This window comes from Streptomyces lydicus, from assembly GCF_001729485.1.
GTDB classification, from domain to species: domain Bacteria; phylum Actinomycetota; class Actinomycetes; order Streptomycetales; family Streptomycetaceae; genus Streptomyces; species Streptomyces lydicus_D.
Map to the genome: position 1 here is coordinate 197,495 of NZ_CP017157.1, position 11,826 is coordinate 209,320.

At 72.0% G+C, this 11,826-nt stretch carries 5 protein-coding genes; 3 read left to right on the forward strand and 2 right to left on the reverse strand.

What is annotated here, in order from left to right; genetic code table 11:
• Positions 1 to 7 precede the first annotated feature (7 nt).
• Positions 8 to 4,516 carry a DUF6531 domain-containing protein gene (locus tag SL103_RS00880; RefSeq protein ID WP_079145493.1) on the forward strand — a complete coding sequence of 1,503 codons (4,509 nt, stop codon included), beginning with the start codon at positions 8 to 10 and terminating at the stop codon, positions 4,514 to 4,516.
• Between the two features lie 35 nt (positions 4,517 to 4,551).
• Positions 4,552 to 5,574: a hypothetical protein gene (locus SL103_RS00885; protein ID WP_069566875.1), complete on the forward strand. Its 1,023-nt coding sequence runs from the start codon at positions 4,552 to 4,554 to the stop codon at positions 5,572 to 5,574.
• Between the two features lie 62 nt (positions 5,575 to 5,636).
• Here SL103_RS00885 and SL103_RS00890 read toward each other — a convergent pair whose 3' ends face one another.
• The gene (locus tag SL103_RS00890) at positions 5,637 to 10,019 is read right to left on the reverse strand and encodes an FtsK/SpoIIIE domain-containing protein (protein WP_099055368.1); all 4,383 of its coding nucleotides are present in this window, start codon (positions 10,017 to 10,019) and stop codon (positions 5,637 to 5,639) included.
• Between the two features lie 242 nt (positions 10,020 to 10,261).
• Between SL103_RS00890 and SL103_RS00895 the strand changes: the two genes are divergently transcribed.
• The gene (locus SL103_RS00895) at positions 10,262 to 11,203 is read left to right on the forward strand and encodes a hypothetical protein (protein ID WP_069566877.1); all 942 of its coding nucleotides are present in this window, start codon (positions 10,262 to 10,264) and stop codon (positions 11,201 to 11,203) included.
• Between the two features lie 3 nt (positions 11,204 to 11,206).
• Here SL103_RS00895 and SL103_RS00900 read toward each other — a convergent pair whose 3' ends face one another.
• The gene (locus tag SL103_RS00900; protein WP_069566878.1) at positions 11,207 to 11,791 is read right to left on the reverse strand and encodes a sigma-70 family RNA polymerase sigma factor; all 585 of its coding nucleotides are present in this window, start codon (positions 11,789 to 11,791) and stop codon (positions 11,207 to 11,209) included.
• Positions 11,792 to 11,826 lie beyond the last annotated feature (35 nt).

The window sequence follows — 11,826 nt, forward strand, 5'->3', positions numbered from 1 at the left end:
CGCGGCCATGGCGCGTCCAGCAGTGTCCGATTGGGAATCGGTCTTCGGGTTCGACGACGACCCGACCCCGGGTGATCCGGAAGTACTCGGACAGCTCGCCCGCAGCTACCGTTCCGTAGCCGATAACGCGGGCGACGCCCTGCCCCTCGTCTCCGGCCTGGAGAACAAACAGGTCGGCGAGGGAAAGACCATGGAGAAGCTCCGGGACAAGCTGGGCGACCTGGCCAACCAGGTGCGCAAGCTGCACAGTTCCTACGACCTGGCGGCCGGCGCCCTGGACACGTATGTGCATTCACTGCGTGATCAGCAGCGGAACGCCGACAACGCGCTGGAGAAGGGGCGCGAGGCCAAGGAGCGGCTGGCGTCGGCCACCGAGGTGGTGCGTGCGGCCGGTGCCGACATCAGCCGGCTGGACGGGGTCACCCACCCGCCGGACGACACCGAGGCGCGGGCGAGCACCCGGCGCGCGCTGGACGAGGCCCACAACAAGCAGTCCACGGCGCAGTCGCACGCCGATGACGCGCAGGCGGACCTCGACGCGGCCCGTCTGCTGGCGGAGGACGCGCGGCAGGTGCGTGAGGAGGACGCCTCCACGGCGGCGCAGAAGCTGGACGACGCGCGGAGCGAGTCGGTCGACGGCTACAGCCTGTGGGACAAGATCAAGAAGGCGTTGAGTACGGCCTTCGGCATCATCAGCGCGGTGCTGGGCGTGCTGGCGATGCTGATACCCGGCCTGCAGGGCATCGGCATCGCCCTGACGATCGGCAGCATCGTGGCCGGCGCGGTGTCGCTGGGCATCAACCTGTCCGTGATGGCGGAAACCGGCGAGTGGAACGTACTGGAGATCGTGCTCGGCGTCGTGGGCCTGGTCGGGGGCGGGGCCGCGGCCCTCAAGGGCCTCGGGGGGATCGGTTCGGCCCTCAAGGGGGTCAAGCCCACCTCGGTCAAGCCGAACAACATCCGCGTCGTCAGCCGGGAACCGAAGAACCGCAAATGCGAGGGCGACCCGGTCGACGTGGCCAGCGGCGAAATGCTGCTGGCGCAGACCGATGTGTCGCTGCCCGGCGTGCTGCCGCTGGTGGTCTCCCGTACGCATCTCTCCACGTACCGCTACGGCCAGTTCTTCGGCCCGTCCTGGGCCTCCCCCCTGGACGCGCGCCTCGAAGTGGACGACCGGGGACGCGTGTCGTGGGCCCGCGAGGACGGCTCGATCCTGACCTACCCGGGCCTTCCCGCCGCCGGCTCCGACGATGCGGTGTGGCCCGAGGAGGGCCCCCGCCTGCCGCTGACCTGCGCGGGAACCGGTGCCGAGGGGGAGGTCAGCTACCTCGTCTCCGATCCGCACACCGGCCTCGTCCGCACCTTCGCGGACCACCCCGACGACGACAGCGGCCTGTACTGGCTGACCCGGTGGCACGACCGCAACGACAACGAAGTCGTGGTGTCCCGGCTGGCGGACGGCACCCCGACCGCGCTGGTCCACTCCGGCGGCTACCACGTCGACGTCCACTGCACCGCCGGCCTGCTGACCGGGCTGTCGCTCGCCACGCCCGAGGGCCCGGTCGAGCTCACGTCCTACCAGCACGACGCGGACGGCAACCTCACGCACGTGGTGAACTCCACCGGCAAACCGCTGGTGTTCGGCTACGACGACCGGTCCCGGATCACCTCCTGGACGGACCGGAACAACTCCACCTACCGCTACGTCTACGACGACGACAACCGCGTCACGGAGACCATCGGCCCCGAGGGCTACCTCTCCTCCCGCTGGACCTACGACCCTGCCGAGCGCCGGACGCACTACACCGACGCCTGCGGCGCCACGACCGTCTTCCAGCTCAACGACCTGTACCAGGTCATCGGCGAGACCGACCCCCTGGGCCACACCACCACCTCCGAGTGGGACCGCTACGACAACCTCCTGTCCCGCACCGACGCCCTCGGCCACACCGTCCGGTACGAGTACGACTTGGCGCACAACCCCACTGCCGTCCAGCTCCCGGACGGCAGCCGGTCCACGGCGACGTACAACGGACTGAACCTCCCGCTCTCCTCGACCGGTTACGACGGGACGACGTGGCGCTGCGAGTACGACGAGCGGGGCAATCTCACCGCCATGACCGCCCCGGACGGGGGCGCCATCAGGTTCACCCGCGACCGCGCGGGTGCCATCGCGACCGCAACCGACGCGTCGGGCGCGGCAGCCACGTATGACAACGACGACGCCGGTCTGCCCCTCTCCGTCACCGATGCCTCCGGCGGAACCGCCCTGCTCGAACGCGACGCGTTCGGCCGCCCCACCGCCGTCACCGACCCACTGGGTGCGATCACCCGCACGGTATATACCGTCGAAGGCCGCGTAGCGGAGCGCACATACCCCGACGGCCGTACCGAGCACCTCACCTGGGACGGCGAGGGCAACTGCCTCACGTCCACCAACCCCGCAGGGGCCACCACCCGCTTCGAGTACACGCATTTCGACCGGCTCGCGGCGCGTACCGAGCCCGACGGCGCCCGGTCCACCTTCGTCTACGACGCCGAGCTCCGCCTCATCCGGGTCACCAACCCGCAGGGCCTGCACTGGGATTACACCTACGACCGCGTCGGCCGTCTCCTCAAGGAGGCCGACTTCGACAACCGCGAAATCCGTTATGCCCACGACGCGGCGGGGCGGGTCACCTCGCGCACGACGCCGCTCGGCCAGGAGATCAGCTACACGTACAACGAACTCGGCAAGCTGACGTCCAAGGACGCGGCCGGGGTGCGGACCGACTACACCTATGACGCCGCCGGCGCTCTCCTCCGCGCGGTGTCCCCCAGCTCCACGCTCGCTTTCGAGCGGGACATCATGGGGAGCCTGCTGTCGGAAACCGTCGACGGACGCACCACCCGCTACACCTACGACGTCATGGGGCGCCGCACCTCCCGCACCACGCCCACCGGCGCGTACACCGAACTCGCCTACGACGGGGCGGGTCACCGCAGCGCCCTGACGACCGACGGTCACCGCATGGAGTTCACCCACGATCTCCGCGGCCATGAGCTGTCCCGCACCCTGGGCACGGCCGCCTCGCCGGTCGCCGTGACCACAGCCTGGGACATGGCCGGTCGCCCCGTCGCACAGCGGCTGACCACCCCGGGCGGGGACCTCCGGGACCGCCACTACGCGTACCGGGCGGACAACTACGTCACCGCCATCACCGACGAGGTGACGGGGACGAGCAGGCAGATGGAACTCGACGGGGCGGGGCGCCCGTTGACGGTCACCGCCGAGGGCTGGACCGAGTCCTACGCCTACGACAAGGCAGGCAACCAGATCGAGGCCACCTGGCCCGACAAGGCGCCGCGCACCGAGGCCCGCGGCTCCCGGACCTACACCGACACCCGTCTGCTCTCCGCCGGCGCGGTCCGGTACGAATACGACGAGGGGGGCCGCACGGTGCTGCGGCAGAAGCGCCGTCTGTCGAAGAAGCCCGACACCTGGCGCTACGAGTGGGACGCCGAGGACCACCTCGTCGCCTGCGTCACGCCCGACGGCACCCGGTGGCACTACACCTACGACCCGATGGGCCGCCGCACCGCCAAGTACCGCATGGCGGAGGACGGCGTCACGGCGGCCGAAGCGGTGTACTTCACCTGGGACGAAACGCGGCTCGCCGAGCAGACAGACGGCACCACCGGCGTCATACTCACCTGGGACCACGACGGCCACCGCCCCCTCACGCAGCTGGAGCGCAAGCCGAGGAGCCAGGACGAGTTCGACTCCCGCTTCTTCGCCATGGTCACCGACCTCGTCGGCACCCCCACCGAACTCGTCGACGAGCAGGGCGCCATCGCCTGGCGCTCCCGCACCACCCTGTGGGGCCTCACCACACGCAACCGGGACGCGATCGCCCACACGCCGCTGCGTTTCCCCGGGCAGTACGCGGACCCCGAAACGGGCCTGCACTACAACTACTTCCGGCACTACGACCCCGAGACCGCCCGTTACACGACGCCGGACCCGCTCGGCCTCGACCCCGCCCCCAACCCCCGTACCTATCCACACAATCCCCACACGTGGTTCGACGCCCTCGGGCTCGCGCCGTCGTGCCAAGAGTTGGAGGACCTTTCCAAGGATGTGGCCAACGTGCTGCCCGAGGGGGGCCGGGGGTACCAGACGGTCGCCGCGGTCGTTGACAGAAATGGACAGATCTGGGTGTCCGGCACGAGTAATAGCAAATTGACGCAGGCGCAGAAGGACCTCGTCACGGCTCGGGGAGCCAAGTACCTGGACAACGACCAGTACATTTCTCCGACGCAGATGAAGGGCCATGCGGAGGAGAACCTTCTGGAATGGCTCGACAGGGTGGGCCTGAAACCCTCGCACGGCGCAGCCAGCCGCAATATTTGCGACGAGTATTGCGAACCTCTTATCAGGGCCTTCGGCGGTAAGGTGGACGGACCCATACACTCCCGAGGCCGTGGCACGAAGATGCGACATTTCCAATTCCCGGCGCCGCCGGACACGCCATAGCGCTCGTAGCACCCCACGAGAAACGGGAAGCACACATGCCCGAAGAAATGGTCCTGCAACTCATCAGCGAGGAGTCCGTCGAAGGAGTCGCGGAAGCCTGGGGACGTCATGAGGGACGGCAGTTCCGGGACGGGGCGTTGCGGCTGGTGACACGCGTCGCGGACCTGGTGGTTGTCAGGACGGTGCGTTCGTCCGCCCAGCCGCCGCTCTTTTCCGCCGACAGCCTCTCCGTACCGCTGGCGGACCTCGCCGAGTGCCATTACGTGACACCGACCAGGGGTGGCTTCGCAGTGTGCCGGCACGACTCGGTGTCGTACCACTCCCGTAGCGGTGCGGTCGAATGGAGCTTCCGGCACTTTCCCTGGGACGACGACCCCATCGGCAGCGGAGCCTGTGCGGAAACCCCGGACGGTCGCCACCTGCTCGTCGTCGTTCCCGGAACTCCCGACGATGCCGGGGAATATCCAGGCGACCGCTGCGTTCTCCTCGAATCGGGAACCGGGCAGGTGATCGACGAGACGCTTCTCCCGTCGTTCTCCGCCTCCTACACCCTGGATGTTCCCTTTCGGCAGGTCTCGACATTTTTCCTGTCCGCAGGGCAGGGCCAGGACGGTGCGTATTCCTGGAAGGTGGATATTGCGGAGGGTCGTCTCCACCTCACGGAGCTCGCATCGGGCATGGAGCGTGTGACGGGCGTCCGGCGCAACAGAGTTCTGGTGCAGGCTGTTGGAGGCAGCTGGTTGCAGGTCCGGAGTGCTGTCCCTGACGGAACTCCGCACATCGAAGCCGAGACGAAGCCGGAGGATGTGCGGGCCGAGCAGGAGTCGTACCTCACCGGTGACTCCGGATTTGTCGATGACTCCCACGTCATTGCCGCTGTGGGCGACGAATGGTGGTCCGAGGAAACCGAGCACTTCCTGCTCGACGCGGCGGACCTGACCGTTCGCCAGCGGGTGCGGTACCCGTTCCCCGTCGGCCTGGCTCCGAAAGCCCTCGGTGACGGTACGTGGATCACCTCGAACGGAACTGACGTGCAGCGCTGGCGTATCGCGCAGTAATGAACGTGCCTGCACGAGGGCTCCCGCCGATCCCACCGGCGGGAGCCCTCTGTGCCGGGACCTCAGCTCCCGGCTGCCGGGAGCACCGTCTCCGGGACCTGGACGGTGCGCAGCACGCCGTCGCCCAGGTGCAGGATCGCCCGGCCCGGGCGGGTCGCGCCGAGCCGGCTGCGGGGCACCTTGACGCCGATCAGTTCGCCGTCGCTCATGTTCTGCGGCTTCAGCAGCAGCCCGCACCGGTTGCGGCGGGCCTCGGTGTGCCAGCCGGAGAACCCGGAGGAGAGCCGGTCGGTCTGCCCGGCGATCACCAGGCCCCGGCCGGTCTCGGCACCGGACTTCGCGATCGGCGTGAGGACGGACTCGGCCTTCGACTTCAGCAGCAGGTCGGCGTCGTCCAGGATCACCACGGCCCCCTGCGGCGCGGACGCCAGCGCCTGCTCCAGCGCCGTCGGGTCGATGTCGGCCTCGTCGAAGACCGCGAGGACCCCGGGCCGTCCGGCGAGCCGGCGCAACGGCGACCTGGCGGGCGCGCCGACGACGACCGGCGTCCCGACCGACAGCAGCGACAGTGCCAGCGTCGCCAGCACCGTGCTGCGTCCCGAGCGGGCCGGGCCCGCGACGAGGAAGGTCGGTGTGACGGAGAAGTCCGGCCCGAACGCGGTGAGTTCGTCACCGCCGACACCGGTCAGCGCCCAGTGTGCGGACGGCAGCGGCCGCGGCACGAGCCGGGCCGCCTCCTCCCAGGTGAGCCGGTCCGGCAGGATGTCGACGCGGAACGGGCGGGTGGCGGCCGGCAGATGGGCCGCCCGGTCACGGCAGTACTCGGCGATCTGCTGGAGCGCCACGGCCTGCGCCTGGCCCTCCGGGTTGTCCGTGAGGAGCGCGATCTGCACCTCGGCCTTGTCGGCGGCACGGAACGCGCGGCCCGGGGGGATCTCGTCGGGCACGTTGCGCTGGGTGATGCCGATCATGCCGTACTCGGACTTCTCGTTCAGCTTCAGCACGAGCTTGTCCTCGGTGGAGCCGTTGACCCGGCTGGAGAACAGCGCCCGGTCACCGGTCATCACCAGGTGGATGCCGACGCTCGCGCCGTCCCGGAGCAGGGTCAGCACCGAGTTCAGCAGGTTGCCGGCGTCGTACTCGCCGAGCTGCTTGTCGAAGACCTCCCACCGGTCGATGAACAGCACGATGTGCGGCGGCCGTTCGTCCTCCGGCAGCGCGCGGCGGAGTTCCGGCAGGTCGGCGCTGCCGCGGGCGGCGAGCATCTCCTGGCGCCGGGTCAGCTCCTCCGTCAGCCGGGCGAGCAGCCGGGCCACCCGGTCGGGCTGGGTGCGCTGGGTGATGGCCCCGCAGTGCGGCAGCCCCTCGATGGGCAGCAGCGCGCCGTTGCCGCAGTCGATGCCGTACATGTGCAGCCGGTCCGGCCCATGGGCGAAGGCCAGGGTGCCGGCGATGGTGCGCAGCGTCTGCGACCTGCCCTGCCGGGGCGAGCCGATGATGTGCAGGTGCCCGAGCGTCGCCGGGTCGATCACCAGGGGCAGCCTGGCCTGTTGTGCGGGCAGGTCCACCACGCCGTACGCGACCGGCGGGAGGTCGTAGTCCGAGGGCGGGGGCGGCGGCAGTTCGCCGGTGACCAGGACCTCGGGCAGCGGCGGGAGCCAGGGGCTGTGCTGGGCGGGGATGCCCATCTCCCGGTCCGCCTCGCGGATCGCCGTGACGAGCCCGGTGAGGTCGGTCTCCACCTCGGCGGGCGCGGCCGCGGCGCGGGGCCGCGCCGGAAGCGGCTCGCCGAGCCGCTCCCAGCCGAGCGCCACCGCCCAGGGCGCCGGCAGCGAGGTCGCCGCGGCACCGGGCCGGCGGCCGCCGACCCGTCCGGACTGGAACGGCACCAGGGAGTTCTGCCCCAGGCGCACATAGGCGCGGCCGGGGGTGCCCTGCGAGATCCCGGCGGCCTCCGGGGAGTTGAGGACGTCCGTGCTCTCGCCGGCGTCCGTCACCCGCAGCGCGATGCGCAGGTTGGTGTTGGCGCGGATCTCCGAGGACACGACGCCGCTGGGGCGCTGCGTCGCCAGGATCAGGTGGATACCGAGGCTGCGGCCCCGCTGGGCGATGTTGACCAGGCCCTTCACGAAGTCCGGCAGGTCGCGCACCATCGAGGCGAACTCGTCGATGACGATGAGCAGCCGGGGCATCGGCTCGCGGCCCGCCGGGTTGCGTTCCAGCAGGTCGACGTAGTCCTCGATGTCCTTGGCGCCGGCCGCGGCGAGGATGTGCTCCCGCCGGGTGAGTTCCGCGGTCAGCGACACCAGGGCCCGCTCGACGAGGTGGGCGTCGAGGTCGGTGACCATGCCGACGGTGTGCGGCAGGTCCACGCAGTCCTTGAACGCGGAGCCGCCCTTGTAGTCGACGAGGACGAACGTCATCGCGTCCGGACGGTTGGCCACCGCGAGCGAGGCGACCAGCGTCTGGAGGAGTTCGGACTTGCCGGAGCCGGTGGTGCCGGCGACCAGCCCGTGCGGGCCGTCGCGGCGCAGGTCCAGGTAGAACGGGCCGTCCAGGGAGACGCCGACGGCCGCCCGGGTCGAGCGCCCCCCGGCCTGCCAGCGCGCCCGGATACCGGCGGCCTGCGGCGGGTCGAGGGCGAGCACGTCCAGCAGCCGCGCGGAGCCGGGAAGCACCGCGGCCTCCTCGTCGCCGCCGCCCGAATCGCGCATCGGGCCCATCGCCCGGGCCAGCGAACGGCACCAGTCCAGGGACACCGCGTCGGGCCGGATGCCCCCGACGGTGCCCCTCCCGGAGCGTCCCACCCGCACCGTTCCGCCGGGCTCCTCGACGACGACGGCGTGGCACTCCTCGGGCAGCAGCCGCTCCTCGGAGTCCAGGCACACCGCGCGGATGCCGACGGCCGGCCCGTCGCGCAGGATCTGCGCCACGCCGGGCAGCGAACGCAGCCTGCGGGCCCCGTCGAGGACGACCAGCACATCGGGGCCGGGGGCCCGGTCGCGCCGGTCCGCCCGTCCGGCGCGCTCGACGATCAGCGCGGTCAGTTCGGCCACCCGCCGGGCGCAGGTCTCCGTGCCGTAGCCGATGCTGGCCGGCGTGTCGCCGGACCTCTTGCGCACATGCGGCAGCCAGCGCAGCCAGGACCAGCCGTCCCGGCCCGGGCCGCCGGTCGTCAGCAGGTGGATCTGCAGGTCGCGGGGGCTGTGCAGGACGGCGGCCTGGGCGACCGCCCAGCGCGCCACGGCGCGCGCGGCCGGGCCCTCGCCGGCGATGCCCAGCACGTCGTGCTCGCGCAGCGGCACGGTCACCGGGACGTCGTAAGCGGTCCACGGGTCCTGGCGGCGGTGCTCGTCCTTCGTCGGGTCGTGGAGGACCACGTCGGAGGGCAGGTCGGCGGTGCCGATGCGCAGTTCCAGGAAGTCGGCGTCCGAGGTGCGGCGCTCCCACAGGCGGCGCCGGGGGCCGACGGCGGTCAGGACGACCTCGGCCGGGTCCGGAAAGCCGCGGCGCCGGGCGGTGCGTTCGGCCGCCAGGGCCTGCTCCGCGTCGCCCTCGATGCGCGCCTTCTTCTCCTCGTACTCGGCGACACTGCTGGAGTGGGACTGGCGTCCGCTGCGCCGGCTCATCAGGAAGTTGCCGACGACCACGACCGGGGAGAGCAGCCCGAACAGCAGCATCGACATGCGGCCGAACACCAGCGCACCGGCCACCGCCATCACCACCGGCGCGGCCGCGGTGATCCACGGGAGCGGCCGGGCGGCCGGCGCCGCGGGCGGGGTGGGCAGGGTGAACCGGGTCGCGGTCCCGGCCGGCCGCAGCCGCGGCGGCCGGTTGTAGTCCCAGCCGGTGCCGTCCTCCGACGGCTGCACGGCCGCGTCCGGCTTCTGCGGGAGGGCGAGTTCGAGCAGGCAGTCGCCGACGAGGAGCTGCGCGCCGGCCGGCCAGGCGGTCGCCTCGGCGAGGTCCACGCGGTCCAGCTGGAGGGTGCCGTCGGCCGGCGCGGACGCGTCGGGCGCGATGCGGCAGCGGCCTCCGGGGCCCACCGCCAGCACGGCGAACGGGCGGTCCGGTACGGCGCGCAGCACCTGGGCGGTCCCGCCGTGGGCCAGCCCGATCCGGTACTCGCCCATGTCGAGCCGGTGCACGGCGCCCGCGCCGGCCCCGCCGACGGCACGGACCTCCACCAGCCCGTCCGGTTCGGCCGACGCGGTGCCGGCCGGGCGGCCCAAGCCCACGATGGCGGCGTGGTGGAGCGGCGCGTCCCGCAGCCGCATGTCGGCCGGCAGCAGCCGGTCGCCGGCGTAAAGGCCGAGGCCCTCCGGGGGCCGGTGAACGCCTCCCGCCCCGGCCAGCGCCTCCGCGACGGCGCTCACGGGCGTGTCGGGGTCGGCGTCGAGGTGGACGTCGAACGCGTCACCGCCCCCCTCGACCACGGTCAACATCAACGACACGAAAACGTCCTCCAGCCGGCGTGAATGGGGGGCCTCGGCAGCCGCGTTCGGCGGCTCCCGTGCCACTGACGGGACCTACGGACCGCGTCCGCGGATGGTTCACCGGTGCGGCGGTGAACCATTCCCGGACGGGCCCCGTAGTGGCCATCGGGTGCACGGCGTCACGACGGTGCCGCCCCCGCTTCCGCCCGTCCCGGCCCCGCCGCCGGGGCGTCCCGACAAGGAGTCAGAAGATGATCTGGTACGTCCTGGCCGTGGTGCTGGGGCTGGCGCTGATCGGGGCGGTGACCGCGCTGATCGTCACCGAGTGGCGGTCCCGCCCGCCGAAGCCCGTCGCCGCCTCGGCCGCCGTCATGGGGCGGGAGGCGCTGGACGTGGTCAACGCGGGTCTGCGCCGGCTGACGGGCGAGTGCCTGCGCTCCGGCCGGTCGCTGCCCGACCTGTACGCCGTCGTCTACTCCGAGGAGCGGCTCGGACTGCTGCTGGCCGGCGCGGAGCAGAAGGCCCCCGCGCCCTGGACCGTCGAGGCCGACGGCGAGCGCTGGACGATCTCGCCCGACGACCTGCACCGCCCCGGCCCGGAGGGCGAACCGGCCCTGCCGTACGCGCTGACGGTGACGGTAGGCCTGGACGGCCCCGACCGGGTGCTGGTCGACCTCTCCCGGGCGGCGGGGCCCGTCTCGGTGGCGGGTCCGGACGAGGAGGTGCGCAGCCTGGTGCGGGCCGTCGTCGCCGAGGCGCTCTCCAGCCCGGTGGGAGCGCTCGCCGAGGTCACCCTGGTGGGATCGCTGGCCGCTGGCGGGCTCCTCTCCGGCGACGAGGCGCGGACCTCGCGGCTGCACACCGCGGCCAGCCTGGAGGAGGCGTTCGCCAAGGTGGCTGCGGCGAGCACGGGGGCGCCGGCGCCCGGATCGCCCGACGTCACCCAGATCTTCCGGCTGATCGAGGGCAGCAGCCGGATCGCCGTCCAGGGCGAGGCGCCGCACCTGTTCGTCGTGGACGCCTCACAGCTCCCCGGGCGGGAGGGGGCGCTGGACGGCCTGCGGCGCGGGGACGCGCTGCTGGTGGTCGGCGAGGCGCCCACGGGGTGGCGCTGGCGTACCGGTGCGGGGGGATCGCTGGACACCGGGCCGCTCGGTCTGGAGATCACCCGGCACGCGGGGCGTTTCGGGTGAGCGTCATCCGGCCTCGCGGTCCAGGCCGCCCCCGTACAGCCCGCGGCTGTGCAGCGCCTCGCGCAGGGCGCGGGCGGCGTAGTACGTCCGCGACTTGACCGTGCCCGGCGGGACGCCGAGGACCTTGGCCGTCTGGTTGACGCTGCGGCCCAGGTAGTGCACGTGCAGCAGGACCTCGCGCTGCGCCGGCCGCAGGTCCCGCAACGCGTCGGTGAGCACCTGGGAGGTGAGGATGTGGTCCACCCCGTCGGACACCGGCAGGTGGGCGAGTTCGGGGTCACCGGTCTCCGGTGGTCTGGCCTGGCGGGCCCGGTGGCCGTCGATGACGAGATTGCGCAGCACGGTGAACAGCCAGGGCCGCACCGAATCCGCGGTCGGGTCGAGTTCCCCGGCGTGCCGCCAGGCGCGTATCGCGACTTCCTGGAGGACGTCCTCGGCGCGGTGCCAGTCGCCCTCCAGCCGCCGTGCGGCGAACTGCAGTAACGCGCTGCCGTGGAAGTGGTAGAGCGCTCTCAGGAACTCGTCGGGGCGGGGTTCCGTGGCGCGCGGGCCGGATATCCGGTCTTGGGTCGAAGCGCTGGCCGACAAGGGCCTTTCCTCTCCGGTCGTCGGTGGGGAAGACG